Origin of the sequence: Pseudomonas sp. 2024-210 (assembly GCF_045062345.1) — a bacterium.
Taxonomy (GTDB): Bacteria; Pseudomonadota; Gammaproteobacteria; order Pseudomonadales; family Pseudomonadaceae; genus Aquipseudomonas.
The window spans coordinates 47,371-62,584 of sequence record NZ_JBJGEJ010000006.1; the positions used below are offsets into that span (position 1 = coordinate 47,371).

The following is a 15,214-nucleotide window of genomic DNA, read 5'->3' on the forward strand; positions in this document are numbered from 1 at the left end:
CCCGGCACAATGCCGGGCTTTTTATTCAGCTATCGACACTCAGTTGCCGTAGACCGGCAGCTTGGCGCAGATGGCTTTCACTTTCTCGCGAACAGCATCAATCACGGCTTCGTTGTTGATGTCGTCGAGGATGTCGCAGATCCAGCCCGCCAGTTCACGGCATTCTTCAACCTTGAAGCCGCGAGTGGTGACTGCTGGTGTGCCGAAACGCAGGCCCGAAGTCACGAACGGGGAGCGAGGGTCGTTTGGCACGGAGTTTTTGTTCACGGTGATAAACGCTTTGCCCAGTGCGGCGTCAGCGTCTTTGCCGGAGATGTCTTGCTTGATCAGCGACAGCAGGAACAGGTGGTTTTCAGTGCCGCCCGATACCACATCAAAACCGCGCTCGATAAAGACCGAAGCCATCGCTTGAGCGTTTTTAACCACTTGTTGCTGATAAACCTTGAACTCAGGTTGCAGGGCTTCTTTGAAGCACACCGCCTTGCCCGCAATCACGTGCTCCAGTGGGCCGCCTTGCGAACCCGGGAAAACAGCCGAGTTCAGCTTTTTCTCGATTTCAGGGTTGGCCTTGGCCAGGATCAGACCACCACGTGGACCGCGCAGGGTTTTGTGAGTCGTAGTGGTCACTACGTCTGCAAACGGCACCGGGTTCGGGTAAACGCCCGCGGCTACAAGACCGGCTACGTGAGCCATGTCGACGAAGAGGTAAGCGCCCACTTTGTCGGCGATAGCGCGAAAGCGCGGGAAGTCGAGGATTTGCGAGTAGGCAGAGAAACCGGCCACGATCATTTTTGGCTTGTGCTCAACGGCCAGACGTTCAACTTCGTCGTAGTCGATCAGGCCATTCGCGTCGATACCGTACTGAATGGCATTGTACAGCTTGCCCGAGGATGAAACGCTGGCGCCGTGGGTCAAGTGACCGCCGTGAGCCAGGCTCATGCCCAGAATGGTGTCGCCTGCCGACAGCAGCGCCAGATAAACAGCGCTGTTGGCCTGGGAACCCGCGTGCGGCTGAACGTTGGCGTAATCGGCACCGAACAGTTCTTTGGCACGGTCGATGGCCAGTTGCTCAACCACGTCGACGTATTCGCAGCCGCCGTAGTAACGCTTGCCCGGGTAACCTTCGGCGTACTTGTTGGTCAGTACCGAGCCTTGAGCTTCCATGACCGCTGGGCTGGTGTAGTTTTCCGAGGCGATGAGCTCAATATGTTCTTCCTGGCGCTGAGCTTCTTGCTCCATGGCGGCAAAAAGGTCGGCGTCGAACTTGGCAAGTGTCAAATCACGGCTGAACATGGCGGTCCTCAAGGATCGGGGGGCAGAAAAGGAGGGCATTCTAACTCAATGGATTTTTTCTGGCATATGAATGCGATTCATGGTGACGAGCTGCGAACTTCACGGCGTCAGTTCGCAACTGGCGGCTTTTAGTTGCAGTGCCAATTGCTCGGCAGGCACCGGTCGGCCAAACAGATAACCCTGCACTTCATCGCAACCGTGCTCGCGCAAAAAATCCAACTGTTCATGGGTCTCGACGCCCTCAGCGATCACCGACAGGTTCAGGCTGTGGGCCATTGCGATGATGGCCCGGGCAATTTGTGCATCTTGCTCGCCCAGCGGCAGGCCATCGACGAAGGAACGGTCAATTTTCAACACATCGATTGGGAACTGTTTGAGGTAATTGAGCGACGAGTAACCCGTGCCAAAGTCATCGACGGCAATGCTCAGGCCGAGATTTTTAAGGCTGGCCAGAATATGCAGGGCTTCGCTGACTTCGCGCATCAAGATGCTTTCGGTCAATTCCAGCTCCAGACAGGCGGGGGGCAAGCCGGTCATTTTGAGGATGTTGGCGATGCGTGTGCCAAGCTGGCCATCGGAAAACTGGCGGGCCGAAATGTTGACCGACACTTTGGGAACACGCACTTTGGCCAAGTGCCATTGCTTGAGCTGTCGGCAGGCTTCTGTCAGCACCCAGTCGCCGACTTCTACCACCAGCCCCAACTCTTCAAGCACCGGGATAAAATCGCCCGGCGGCACTAGCCCGCGCCGCGGATGATTCCAGCGCAGCAGCACTTCTACGCCGGTCAGGCGTTTACCGTCGCCGCTGAATTGTGGTTGGTAATAGAGGATGAACTCTTGCAGATCCAAGGCATGGCGCAAGTCGCTCTCCAGTTCGAGACGCTCCAGCGCGCTGGCGTTCATGTCGGCTTGATAGAACTGGAAATTGTTTTTGCCCCGCTCCTTGGCGTGATACATCGCCGTGTCGGCGTTCTTCATCAGTTGGCTGAGTTCCTTGCCATCCTGAGGGCTCAGGGCGATTCCGATGCTGGCCGTCACGAAGAACTCCCGGCCTTCCAGAACAAAGGGTTTTACCAGGCTGGCGAGAATTTCTTCGGCCACATGAACGGCACGGTTAAGCGCGTGCTCTCGAGTATCGCGCGGCTGTAATAGCAGGGTGAATTCGTCTCCGCCCATCCGGGCCACGGTATCGTCGTCACCGACACACGCCAGCAGGCGTATGGCCATGTCTTTGAGCATGCGGTCGCCCGCGGCGTGCCCCAAGGAATCATTGATGGGTTTGAAGCGGTCGAGATCGAGGAACATCAGCACCACCCACGATTTAGTCCGATCGGCGTGTTGCAGCGCGGTGTGCAAGCGATCTTGAAACAGGGTGCGGTTGGGCAGGTGGGTCAGAGCATCGTAATACGCCAAGCGATGGATGCGTTGCTCACTGGCCTTACGCTCGCTGATATCGCTGAAGAAGCACACGTAACTGGCCAAGTCGCCTTCATTGTCCAGTACGGCGGTGATCCCGACCCACGCCGGATAGTGCTCGCCATTGCGCCGTTTGAGCCACACCTCGCCTTCCCATGAGCGGTGCTGGCGCAGTTGTTTGAAGATGTAGCGCAAGTGCGCCTGCTGTTGTTCGTGCACCGTGAGCATGGTGGGCAGTTGGTCAAGAACGTGTGACACGCTGTAACCGCTGACCAGACTGAAGGCTTCGTTGGCTTGAACGATAAACCCGTCCGGGTCAGTAATCAGAATGGCCGAGGTCGAGTGCTCGAACACGGTGGCAGCCATGCGCAAGGATTCGCTGGCTTCTATCTGGTCGGTGATGTCTTTTGCCACCCCGATGATCCGCGTGACCTGGTCGCGTGCGTTACGGGCCAGGGCCTGTTCGCGTATATCAAAGCGTCGCCACACACCCGTGCGATGGCGAAAACGTAATTGGCAGTGCAACAATTGGCTGTACGCGTTAGCCCGCTGCAAGATGCGCCGTTGCTCGTAACGTTCGGCGTCCTCGGGATGTAGCAGGATTTCCCAGAAGTAAGCGCCCATCTGGTGGAGCTCTGCGTCGTTGTAGCCCAAGCTGTAGCCCAGATGGTGATTACTGAAAATCATCATCTGGCTATTAACGTCCTGTACATACAAATGATCAGGCACAGTGCGCACGACCTCTGACCAGAAGCGCTCACGTTCTTGCAAGGACAGTTCAATCAGCTTGCGGCTGGTAATGTCGGTAATGCTCAGAATGACCGCGTGATAGTCCTGCTCGGTCTCCGGAAAGCGCACGACCAGCCATAAATGCTGGTCTTCACCCTTAACGTCACTCAGTTTGATTTCCAGCTCAAGCTGTTGCTGATGATTAATCACGGCTTCGACCAATCGATAACCAATAGCAGCAGCGCTTTTCGGGCAACCGTTAATCAGTTTTAACCACGCCCCTTCTTCAGATTCGACCTGCAATAATTGCATGGCGACCTGATTCACTTCGGTGATGCGCAACTGCTCAAGCAATGACGGGTGATGTTCAGGATGCTGGATGAGCCAATGCGTGAGTGCGTCGACACTGTGTAATTTTTCGCGCTCCAGAAAACCCGGCAAGCTGGCCAGATCGAGCACGCAAAGTGCCACACCGGTGCCCTCAAAAATATCGTGATATCGCCGGCGCCCCTCGTGCAACTGCCGTTGACGGCGGCGCATGTTCATCAGCGCGACTATCGGCAACAGTGAAAACAGCAAACCAAGCAGGCACTTTGCGATCAATCCGGGCAAGAGCGCTTGAACCGTCCTCTGTTCGTTGAACAGCCCCCGTAGATGCCAGTCGCTATGGCTCAGGGGCGTTAACAGTACGGTGTCCTCTAGGTCTGCCTGAGTCATGGCTGAGGAGGGACGAATGGTTTTGTCGCTATGGCTGAGCACTCTGCCCGTGGGCGTGTTTTCAATCAGCCATTGCGGGCGCTTGGCTGGGTCTGTCTGACGTGTCAGGTTTTGCAGCAAGTCGGGGGTCATGCGCAGCAGCCAGTAACCTTTGGTCGGGCCGATAGGATGGTTGAGCAATAAATAAGCAAGGCTGCCATCACGGTTGCTGGCGTAGTAGTAGCCGTCGGTACGGTGGTTGGGCTGGCGGTGTTTAATCCAATCCTCCAGGTAGGCGGCATCGGGGCTGGTGCCCGTGCTGTCAATCAGCACTTCTGCGGCGGGGCTTAACCAGGCCAGGCTATGCAGGGACGGCAAGGATTGGCGCAGTCGATTGACCAGAGCTTGTTGCTGGCGCGGTGTGGTTGGCTGCTCGTACTGGGGCAACTGATTCAGCGCGATTTCGGCTCTCAGGGCCATATTCAGGCTGATGTTGTCAGCCAGGTCCGCGCTGTAATTAATGCTCCATAGCCGTTCTTGATGGAGCGTTTCTTGGAATTGCTCAATTAACAACCAGAACAACAGACCCAGCAAGAACAGAACCAGCGTCGCCAGTGCCCCTTTGAGCGTGCCGGGAACAGGCGTGCCAGTGCGTTGGGTGGGGTTGGGGCTGGGGGCGCGAGTGGACGTTGATGCGTTGACGTTGGACAAGCTGTGATCCTGCGGGTTGGCTGTACGGCTCTAAGCCTGCGCCTAGAGGACGCCTGATCTCTGTACGAAATGTAACTGCGCTCGGTGGTAATGCAGCGTTGAATACAGGCTCGCAATGCTCACTGACAACACGTAAACGCCGCTTAGTTGCCTGTTTGTGCCTTGCCTTACTTTCGCTCGAATACATTTCGCACAGACCTTAGCATGCCTTGGGTTGTGGCAAAGTGCCAGCTCTGTGGTGTCGGCTGGTTTGCCCTGATCAGCGCATTCAGGTAGCTTTGCCGGTTACGCGGGAGCATTCGATCTCCTACATTTAGGCTTATTGTGCGAGCAGGTATTGATCTCGATCAGTCCCTGACTGACGGCTATGGCCTGATCCGGGCATCGCTCGCGCTTTATTCATCAGTCACAGACGCTAGGTTCTCCATGGCCCAATACGTTTTCACCATGCATCGGCTGAGCAAAGTTGTTCCGCCGAAGCGGGAAATCCTGAAAAATATCTCCCTGTCGTTTTTCCCGGGCGCCAAGATCGGCGTACTCGGTTTGAACGGTTCGGGTAAATCCACCCTGTTGAAAATCATGGCTGGCGTTGATACCGAGTTTGACGGTGAAGCCCGTCCAATGCCGGACCTGAACATAGGCTATCTGCCGCAAGAACCGCAACTGGATCCAAACAAAACCGTTCGAGAAGTGGTTGAAGAAGCCGTTAGTGTGATCAAGGACGCCCAAGCGCGTCTGGATCAGGTCTATGCCGAATACGCAGACCCGGATGCCGACTTCGACAAACTGGCTGCTGAACAAGCCAAACTCGAAGCCATTCTGCAAGCCAGTGACGGTCATAACCTTGAGCGCCAGCTGGAAGTCGCTGCTGATGCACTGCGCCTGCCGGCCTGGGATGCCAAGGTCGAGCACCTGTCGGGTGGTGAAAAACGCCGTGTGGCCCTGTGCCGCCTGCTGCTGTCGGCCCCGGACATGCTGTTGCTCGACGAACCGACCAACCACTTGGACGCCGATTCGGTGGCCTGGCTGGAGCACTTCCTGCACGACTTCCCGGGTACTGTGGTTGCGATTACGCACGACCGTTACTTCCTGGATAACGTGGCGGGCTGGATTCTGGAACTTGACCGCGGTGCGGGCATTCCTTACGAAGGCAACTACTCGGGTTGGCTTGAAGCCAAGTCCGACCGTCTTGCTGCCGAATCCAAGCAGCAGTCGGCCCATGAAAAGGCCATGAAAGACGAGCTGGAATGGGTTCGTAAAGGGGCCAAGGCGCGTCAGTCCAAATCCAAGGCACGTCTGCAACGCTTCGAAGAACTGCAATCGCAAGAATTCCAGAAACGCAGCGAAACCAACGAAATCTACATCCCGGCCGGTCCGCGCCTGGGTGACAAGGTTATTGAGTTCAAAAACGTCTCCAAGGGTTATGGCGATCGCGTGTTGATCGACAACCTGTCATTCGTTATGCCTAAAGGCGCCATTGTGGGTGTGATCGGCGGTAACGGTGCCGGTAAATCGACTCTGTTCCGCATGTTGATGGGCAAAGAACAGCCTGATTCGGGCAGCATTGAAATCGGCGACACCGTGCAACTGGCGTGTGTAGACCAGAGCCGTGACGACCTGGATGGCAGCAAAACCGTGTTCCAGGCGATTTCCGATGGTTCTGATGTGATCCGCATCGGCAACTATGAAATCCCGTCGCGCACTTATGTCGGTCGTTTCAACTTCAAGGGCGGCGATCAGCAGAAGTTCGTCAAGGACCTGTCCGGTGGTGAGCGTGGTCGCTTGCACCTGGCCCTGACCTTGAAAGAGGGCGCCAACGTGTTGCTGCTCGACGAACCGTCCAACGACCTTGACGTTGAGACTTTGCGTTCGCTGGAAGAAGCGCTGCTGGACTTCCCGGGCGCCGCCATTGTGATCTCTCACGATCGGTGGTTCCTTGACCGCGTCGCGACTCACATCTTGGCGTACGAAGACGACTCGCAAGCGGTCTTCTTTGAAGGCAACTACACCGAGTACGAAGCTGATCGTAAAAAGCGCCTCGGCGAAGCGGCCACCTTGCCGCACCGCGTGCGTCACAAAAAGCTGGCCCAGTAAGGGCGGTTGCAACACAAGACGGCGCCTTCGGGCGCCGTTTTTTTTGGTGCGCGGACTTCAATTCGTAGCAGCTGCCGAAGGCTGCGTCCGGCGGCGAAGCCGTCGTAAAGGCGGTGTTCCTTTAAACATGCAGAGACGAATCTTACGATCGCTTCGCAATCGGACGCAGCCTTCGTCAGCGGCTACGGTCTTTCAATGGTGCAAAAGTGGGTACAAGAAGGCATTTTTTGGTGCGCAAAACCCTTTAAAATCGGCACTATTTATATAAAAGCACCATTTAAATTCAGAACTGCGACATTTTGCGCTGTCACGGTGCGACATGAATTGATAAAGTTCTGGCCAATCGCCTTCTAACGACAACAAATTTGCCGAGACTTTTCCATGATCGAATCCGTCGACCACTTCCTTGCCCGCCTGAAAAAACGTGACCCGGATCAGCCGGAATTCCACCAGGCTGTGGAAGAAGTCCTGCGCAGCCTTTGGCCTTTTCTTGAAGCCAACCCTCATTACCTGACCTCAGGCATTCTTGAGCGCATCTGTGAGCCCGAGCGTGCCATCGTGTTCCGGGTCTCGTGGGTCGATGATGAAGGCAAAGTGCGGGTCAACCGCGGTTTCCGTATTCAGATGAACAGTGCAATTGGTCCGTATAAAGGTGGGTTGCGTTTCCACCCGTCGGTCAATTTGGGTGTTCTAAAGTTTCTGGCCTTTGAACAAACCTTCAAAAACTCCCTGACCTCGTTGCCAATGGGTGGCGGCAAGGGTGGATCAGACTTCAACCCCAAAGGCAAAAGTGACGCCGAAGTCATGCGCTTTTGTCAGGCATTCATGAGCGAGTTGTATCGCCATATCGGTTCGGATGTGGACGTACCCGCCGGCGATATCGGGGTGGGTGCACGGGAAATCGGCTTTATGTTTGGCCAATACAAGCGCCTGAGTAATCAATTCACCTCGGTGCTGACCGGCAAAGGCATGAGCTACGGCGGCAGTTTGATTCGTCCGGAGGCCACCGGTTTTGGCTGTGTGTACTTCGCTCAGGAAATGCTCAAACGCAGCGGTCAGCGGATTGACGGCAAGCGGGTTGCCATCTCCGGTTCCGGTAACGTGGCGCAGTACGCGGCACGCAAAGTGATGGATCTGGGCGGCAAAGTGATTTCGCTGTCTGACTCCGAAGGCACCCTGTACTGCGAAGCGGGTTTGACCGAGGAGCAATGGGAAGCGCTGATGGCGCTCAAAAACGTCAAGCGAGGCCGCATCAGCGAGCTGGCGACACAGTTTGGTCTGGAGTTCCTGGCCGACCAGCACCCGTGGAGCCTGGCGTGTGATATAGCCCTGCCTTGCGCGACCCAGAACGAGCTGGACGCCGAGGCGGCGCGTACGCTATTGCGCAATGGCTGCGTGTGCGTGGCTGAAGGTGCGAACATGCCGACCACCCTTGAAGCGGTCGATCTGTTTATTGAAGCGGGTACCTTGTTTGCGCCGGGCAAGGCTTCAAATGCTGGTGGGGTGGCCGTGAGCGGCCTGGAAATGTCGCAGAACGCCATGCGTTTACTGTGGACAGCAGGCGAGGTGGACAGCAAGTTGCACAACATCATGCAGTCCATTCACCATGCGTGCGTGCACTACGGTGAAGAAAACGGCCGCATCAACTATGTTAAAGGCGCCAACATTGCAGGTTTCGTCAAAGTGGCGGATGCCATGCTGGCTCAGGGCGTGGTGTAAGCCGGTTCAATCTTGATGATTTCGACCTGCACATTGCCGGCAGGTCGTACCCACAACACCTCATCCCCCACTTGTGCCTTGAGCAGGGCTCGCCCCAGCGGCGAGCCCCAGTTGATCAGCCCTTTGCGGGTGTCTGCCTGATCCTCGCCCACCAATTGCACCCGCTGCTCATCGCCGTGTTCATCGGCAAATGTCACCCAACTGCCAATCTGCACCTCCAACGTTGAGGTCGCGGGGGCAACGACGCGGGCGGAGTTTAAGCGCTGATTGAAGTAGCGCAAGTCGCGTTCAAGCTCGGCTATTCGTTGTTTATCGGCCTGCTCGCCACGTGCGGTTTCTTCACTGTGCTGGCGCTGTAATTCGCTGACCTTGGCCTGCATCTGGGCCAGCCCGTCAGCGGTCACCAGATTGGGTTGCTCGCTGACGTGGCGCTCAATGGGGGTATTGGCCTGATCGGCAGCGTTGTCTTCATTTACAAAAGCGCGGCTCATGGTTGCTCTCCGTGTAAATAGGCTATAGCTATATGAACGCGTGCAGGAACAAGGGTTCAGAATAATAAATTGTCGAAAACATAGGCTAGATATGAGCAATAGCTGTGTGTGACTTTAGTGTGTGCGGGCTTGATAACTTGGTAAATTTTGTAGGGATGGTATCTGAAAAATGTATGAAAGCTTTCTTGTTCAGGTAAGTGGCTTTTAAGTATCAAGCTGGCGCTCATAGATACCAAATGAAACTCCAGGAAAAATATCGATCACGCTAATATTTTGTATTGTTTGTTGTGAGTTATTTTTGAGGGCAATCGTCTATGGTGGTTGTGTACCTAGTGTTTGCGGGTTTTTAGTTTGGTCTATGTGCGTCAAATTAATTGGGTGGTTATGCAGTGCGTTCCAGGAATGCCTGGCAGAAGTCAGTGTTAAATATATATACATGGAGAGTTGATCAGTGGGTGTCATTAATAATGTGGGTCGAGAGCCGTGGCCGTCATATATAACTGCGGCGGCGCAACAAGACTATTTGAAAGCTGAAGACGGTATTTTAAAAGCGGCTGAGCAAGGCTACAGCCACTGGTACATAGATGGAAGTTTGCCGGGGGAACGGCCCGGCGACTGGAATTACCAGCGTATTCGCACGCTCAATGAGATGATTGCAACTGTCGGTGTCAAACCGATTTATCACGGTAATTTTAAGGCGCCTTTAGGCAGTGACATTCCTGAGTTGGGTCGTTCGGCATTAGAGTATATAAAGCGCGAAGTGGATTTAAGTGCTGCAATAGGTGGTGCCCCCGTTATTGTCCATGGCGGCGGCATTGTTGAGCCGCGTCGTGTAATTGAAGCCCGGCGCAGTGGGTTGTCGATGTTGATCAAGAACGTGGCTGAGCTGGTTGAATACGCCCGTCAACAAAATGTAGAAATATGGCTGGAGAACTTGAGTAATTACACGCGTTTTCATCCGTTTTATTATGTGTGTGTGACGGAGGACGAATATGCAGAAGTGCTTGATAGTGTGCCAGGACTAAAATTTTTCTTCGATGTGTCACATGCTCATGTGAATGACGGAGATCCAGTCAAGGTTTTCGAGCGGTTACACAAGTCCATGGTAGGAATGTCTTTTAGCGATAATAAAGGAGAACGTGATTCACACTTCCCATTGGGCAAAGGGACGTTGGATTATTCGAGACTTGTATCCTCTATTAAGAAATATAAATGGCAAGGGTTGGTTGGTTTTGAAACGCGAGGCAGCGTGCTGTCAGAAAGCATGGCTTATCTTAACCACCTTGACTGTGAAGCATAAGGCTCTCTCGCTTGACGTCTGACATAAGTGGGCTGTCTTTCTCTAAAGGTTGAAGATCAATATTCAACTTTTCACTTCGCAGGTATTCTTCGTGCGTGCATTAAAACAAAAAATTTGCGACTGTGACAGAAGCGATTTTGTACAGGGATGTATTGACTCAGCGCCTGTCTGTATTGCTTTTGTCTTTATGTTTTTTTCAATTGGCGTGCTGTTGGCGTCAGCAGGTTTTTCATTAGTTGAGTCCGTCATGATGACGGTGTTGGTTCATGCTGCACCCTTGCAGGTTTTTATTGGTCAGTCAGGTGGAAGCGCAGGGCTGTGGGCATTAGTTGCAATCACCCTATTAGTTAACTTTCGCTTTATGATTATGTCGTCGGTATTGTGCGAGCAGTTCAAATCAGTATCGCTGCTTAAAATGATACTTTCCGTTCAGCTCTTGTCAGTCTCCACCTTTACTTTAGCCAGCGCACGCAAAGATAAAGCATTGGACAGTTATCGTTACTACCTAGGTTGTGGTATTAGCAGTTTGTCGGTTGCGGTTATTTTTACAGGGGTCGGGTATGTTATGCGCACGGACTTGAACCCAATGATCATGAGTGTAATTGGTATGATACTCCCGATTCACTTTACCGCATTGGCGGCCATGTCATGGCCTAAGTGGCGACCTGTACTGGCGACGATAGCAGGGTTTATAGCCACCCCTTTAGCTGGAGCAGGGCTAGGTGCCTATCAAGTGTTTGTAGTGCCTCTACTATTGGGCGCACTGTTTTTAGTAGTGGACAAGTTAAAGAGTAATCGCCCATGAGTAACTGGACACTGATTGCAGTAGCGGCGGCATTGTCTTATACGTTGCGTTTTTTGCCGGTGCTCATATTTCGTCGATTTAAGATCAATGGGCAAGGCGATTTCTACCAATACTTGAGCTATGCGGCCTGCGCTGTAATGGGGGGCATTATTTATACAATCGCCTTTGGCGATGTCCATTTTAATCATTGGGCAGGGCACTTTGAAAGTGATCAGCTCGTCAAGTTAGTAGTCATAGTTCTGGCTTTTAGTGTGGCCGCTTGGACACGCAGTGTTTTTAAATCCTTGATCTGTTGTGTGTCGATATACAGTGGGGCGTTGTATGTGCTGTAAGGACAATGCCGTTATAAATTCCGTTTTCGCTGAGGGTGTATAGGTATGGCTATATTTGCAGACGTTGAGAGCCGACCCGGCGCTTTAACGCGTGTAGAACTGGAGGCTTGTTATGCCTGCACTCTTGTTGAACCGTTGCCTATCAACATGACCCGCGGTTTGCCCTCGTCTGAGCAGTTAGCCTTGGCGACTGAATTTCTGTTTCTGCCCGAGAAGGCGAGCTTTACATCGAACAACGGGGTGGACTGGCGTAACTATGGCTGTTTGCAAGGTTTACCGGAAGTCAGGGCTCTGTTCTCAGAGACTCTATTAGGACTGCCGGCGGATCAAGTCGTTATCGCTGAAAACTCCAGCTTGGCTTTAATGTATGAGACGTTGGGTTACGCATTCAGGTATGGATTACCCGGCTCAACCGAGCCATGGAGCCAAGCCGCACCAACTAAATTTCTTTGCCCTGTGCCAGGTTACGACCGGCATTTTGCAATATGTGATGCTTATCAGATTGAGATGGTACAAGTGCCAATGCTCGACACGGGGCCTGATATGGATATCGTAGAAAGGCTCGTGCTCGCCGACCCCTCTATAAAAGGCATGTGGTGTGTACCTAAATACAGTAACCCCTGCGGCGCTATCTACAGCCATGACACGGTGCAGAGACTGGCGAGTATGCCAACCGCCGCGTCGGACTTTGTTTTGTTCTGGGACAATGCTTATGCCGTACATCATTTAACCGATGACGAAGTTCCCAATCAGCCCATTGCACAGTTGTGTGAAGAAGCGGGGTGTGCGGATCGCGTATTCATATTTGCTTCAACTTCGAAAGTTGTATTGCCCAGTGCGGGGCTAGCTTTTTTTGGAGGTTCACCTGCCAATATCGAGTGGTGGTTGCGACATCGGAAAAGTCGAACAATTGGCCCTGACAAAGTTAACCAGTTGCGGCATTTACTGTTTTTTAGTGACAGCGAAAGTGTAGTTGCGCATATGCGTAAGCACAGAATTATGCTTGAGCCGAAGTTCAAGAGGCTAGAAGACGAGTTGTCTGCGGGGTTTTCAGGTGTTAGCTCTGTGAGCTGGACTCGGCCCAAGGGCGGTTATTTCGTGAGCCTGACTTTACCCGAAGGATGCGCCAGCCGAGTGGTCGAACTGGCATTGGCAGCGGGCTTGGCATTGACTCCAGCCGGGGCGACTTACCCCGGCGGGATAGACCCATATGACAGTAATATCCGATTGGCTCCTACCTATCTCGATATTGAAACGCTGGGTGCAGCGGCACACATTTTGGTTCTGTGTGTATTACTGACTTTGGCGGAAAAAAACATTCCTCAGTTTTAATATGCGGCACGTGAGACCCAGTAGGGCGTCGGCCAAGCCCCCTGCAGGGTGCAATCGTAGCCGCACCGGCTAAAAAGAACTGTGTAAAGCACTATGCTCTGCCAGTTCCTGTTCGATAAACGCAGCAATCATGGCGCGATATACAGCTTCGATTACGATCGGATACGCGCTCATTTCCACCTCCAAATTCGTGACCTTGGCAATCACTTGCTCTACTCGCTGCGGATTCTTAACGGCATCTCTATCTTTTTTAAAGTGTGCTGCGTGCGAAACATAGATTCCGCGTTCCGCGATCAGCCTGACTATCTGACGATCCAAGCTGTCAATGTGTTCGCGCACTTGCTCAAGTGAATGACCGTTTTCAGCCATGGTTAGGTGCTCTTTCAATAGTGATACCACTTCACTTCCAGCATCACTTCGTTGATGGGGGAGGTGAGCTTGCTGAACTCCCGTTGAGCACTCAAGCGCACACCCAGATTACGAGACACTTCCCACTGTTGATTCAAACTGAGGCTACGGCGTATTTCTCCGTTGGCAAAGTAGTCACCCTTGGCCTCAAGGCTCAGATTACCCACCGGGTTACGCCACAGCACCCCGGTATTAAAACCGGCGGCGGGTGAGACAAAGGCGGCGAAGTCATTGTTGTGTTCCACCCGCACAGTGCCCAGCGCAAAGCCGAGCATGTCTTCACCCAATTGCCAGGTGCCGCCCGCACCACCGTTGACATGACTGACCAGATTTTCATCACCATGTTTGCCTAGCACCCGCTCAAGCCCGCCGCCGACTTGCCATGACCACGGTTTAAGCAGCTCGTTACGCGGCGTCAAGGAGCGGATATTGGCCAGATCCAACTGCTGGACTTGCCATTTGTTGCCTTCGTACTGGCGTAATTTGAGTTGCAGGATTTCAATCTGCGCTCCCAGCGGAAAGCCCGGCGCATTGTCATTCAAGTCGTGATAGGCCATGCGCAAGCCGTACTCGGCAAAGGCTTTGTCGTCGCGGCTACCGGCGCCTAATTGCCAGGTGCGCGACTCATGGCCGTTTTCCGGTAACTCGGGTTTTTCGACTTTAAGTTCTGGCGCAGGGTTTTGATTGATCGCTCGCAGCAATTCAAAGCTGCGTTGCGAGCGCCCGGTATCGCGCTCAAGGCCATTGGCACGATAGCGTTCAAGGCGATACGCCGCGTCGATAATCAGCGCCTGGCGTTCTTTGGGCAGCGCTTTGAATTGCGGGTTTTGCAGCTGGGCCTGATCGGCGCTGACCTGCAGCACCCATTGCTGCTCTTCAGGATCGAGCACCTTGGCCCGATCCAGCAGTTCCCGCTCGCGAGACGGCCGGTATTCGATACTTTCCACCAGCCCGGCTTCCTTTACCGCTTTCACGGTGTCGGTCGGGATGGCGGTCAGCGGGAACTGGGTGGTCAGTTGCAAGCCCGGACGCGCGACTTGCAGCAACTCCAGCAAGCGGTACGAGCAGTTCTCGTCGAAAAAGAAGTAGTCGAACTGGATTTGTTTGAGCTCCCACACATGCTCAACCATGCGTTGGGTTTCTTCGGGGGTCAGGTTCAGGCGGTATTCCCACAGGTCACGGTTTTCCAGACTGCGGTATTCCGAGAGCTTTTCTTGATACGGCACCAGCGCGAACAGGCCGGGATAACCGCCGGCCAAGCCTTTCCAGGCATACAGGATGCTGTTGTCGGAGCCTTCAATGTAAGCGCCAAAGTTGATCGCATAGCTGAGCAGGGCCGTCTTGTTGCTCTGCACATCGGCCTGGTCGATACGTAATAAGGTATGGCCAAACATGGAGGACGGGCTGTTCAGGTACGCGGCCGGGAAAATCATCACCGTGCTGTGCGGCGCCACGTCTTTGAACCATTGAGTGAACTCTGCGCAATCGGCCTTGGGCAGGTCGGTCAGGTTCAGTTGGGCTTTTAGCCAACGGGTCCGTGCCGGGTAGACGCACTGCGGGTGTTTATCGCCCAGGCTCAGGGGGGCATACAACGCCTCCACAGTGGCACGCAGTTCCGCGTCCGGGTGATGAGCACCGTCAGGGGCCAAAAAGAATTTGTCATCGCTGACGTAGCTGCGCCAACCGCTGAGCTTGCCGGCCTCGTAATGGCCTAAAGAAATCCAGAACGGATCATTGGCCAGCTGTTGCACACGTTGATTGTCGAGCTGGGGAGAGGCATACAGCGGGGCGCAGGCACAGAGCGCCAGATAGGCAAGGCGTTTGAGCATGTTCGGCAACTGTTGTCAGACGAAGAGAGATGTAGCGGGAGAATACCCGCTCCCGAAGG

Annotated in this window: 11 protein-coding genes; 6 read left to right on the forward strand and 5 right to left on the reverse strand. The window is 53.9% G+C overall.

Annotation, left to right across the window (positions count from 1 at the left end; translation table 11 throughout):
* Positions 1 to 39: 39 nt before the first annotated feature.
* Both glyA and ACI7MX_RS10640 read right to left on the reverse strand, forming a co-directional pair.
* The gene (gene glyA, locus ACI7MX_RS10635; protein ID WP_153379852.1) at positions 40 to 1,293 is read right to left on the reverse strand and encodes a serine hydroxymethyltransferase; all 1,254 of its coding nucleotides are present in this window, start codon (positions 1,291 to 1,293) and stop codon (positions 40 to 42) included.
* Positions 1,294 to 1,392: 99 nt separating this feature from the next.
* Positions 1,393 to 4,845 carry an EAL domain-containing protein gene (locus tag ACI7MX_RS10640; protein ID WP_314484691.1) on the reverse strand — a complete coding sequence of 1,151 codons (3,453 nt, stop codon included), beginning with the start codon at positions 4,843 to 4,845 and terminating at the stop codon, positions 1,393 to 1,395.
* 426 nt (positions 4,846 to 5,271) lie between these two features.
* Here ACI7MX_RS10640 and ettA point away from each other — a divergent pair, with 426 nt between their 5' ends.
* Entirely contained in the window at positions 5,272 to 6,939 is a 1,668-nt protein-coding gene (ettA, locus tag ACI7MX_RS10645; protein ID WP_405586938.1) for an energy-dependent translational throttle protein EttA, read from the forward strand.
* A gap of 381 nt (positions 6,940 to 7,320) precedes the next feature.
* Complete coding sequence (gdhA, locus tag ACI7MX_RS10650; protein WP_314484698.1) at positions 7,321 to 8,658, forward strand: NADP-specific glutamate dehydrogenase; 1,338 nt, start codon at positions 7,321 to 7,323, stop codon at positions 8,656 to 8,658.
* Here gdhA and ACI7MX_RS10655 read toward each other — a convergent pair.
* The gene (locus ACI7MX_RS10655) at positions 8,643 to 9,149 is read right to left on the reverse strand and encodes a GreA/GreB family elongation factor (RefSeq protein ID WP_314484700.1); all 507 of its coding nucleotides are present in this window, start codon (positions 9,147 to 9,149) and stop codon (positions 8,643 to 8,645) included. The genes gdhA and ACI7MX_RS10655 overlap by 16 nt on opposite strands.
* Before the next feature lie 451 nt (positions 9,150 to 9,600).
* Between ACI7MX_RS10655 and ACI7MX_RS10660 the strand changes: the two genes are divergently transcribed.
* From ACI7MX_RS10660 to ACI7MX_RS10675, 4 genes are all read left to right on the forward strand, one after another.
* On the forward strand, positions 9,601 to 10,449 hold the full coding sequence (locus ACI7MX_RS10660; RefSeq protein ID WP_405586934.1) for a sugar phosphate isomerase/epimerase family protein: 849 nt from the start codon (positions 9,601 to 9,603) through the stop codon (positions 10,447 to 10,449).
* Between the two features lie 91 nt (positions 10,450 to 10,540).
* Complete coding sequence (locus tag ACI7MX_RS10665) at positions 10,541 to 11,254, forward strand: AzlC family ABC transporter permease (RefSeq protein ID WP_314484706.1); 714 nt, start codon at positions 10,541 to 10,543, stop codon at positions 11,252 to 11,254.
* Positions 11,251 to 11,586, forward strand: a complete 336-nt coding sequence (locus ACI7MX_RS10670) for an AzlD domain-containing protein (protein WP_405586930.1) — start codon at positions 11,251 to 11,253, stop codon at positions 11,584 to 11,586. Before ACI7MX_RS10665 ends, ACI7MX_RS10670 begins: the two co-directional genes overlap by 4 nt.
* Positions 11,587 to 11,631: 45 nt before the next feature.
* Positions 11,632 to 12,918 (forward strand): aminotransferase class I/II-fold pyridoxal phosphate-dependent enzyme, encoded by a 1,287-nt coding sequence (locus ACI7MX_RS10675; RefSeq protein ID WP_405586927.1) that lies wholly within the window; start codon positions 11,632 to 11,634, stop codon positions 12,916 to 12,918.
* A gap of 69 nt (positions 12,919 to 12,987) precedes the next feature.
* On the opposite strand, the gene ACI7MX_RS10680 is transcribed toward ACI7MX_RS10675, so the two are convergent.
* On the reverse strand, positions 12,988 to 13,287 hold the full coding sequence (locus tag ACI7MX_RS10680; RefSeq protein WP_405586924.1) for a chorismate mutase: 300 nt from the start codon (positions 13,285 to 13,287) through the stop codon (positions 12,988 to 12,990).
* A gap of 14 nt (positions 13,288 to 13,301) precedes the next feature.
* Positions 13,302 to 15,155, reverse strand: a complete 1,854-nt coding sequence (locus ACI7MX_RS10685; protein WP_405586922.1) for a DUF4105 domain-containing protein — start codon at positions 15,153 to 15,155, stop codon at positions 13,302 to 13,304.
* Positions 15,156 to 15,214: the final 59 nt, after the last annotated feature.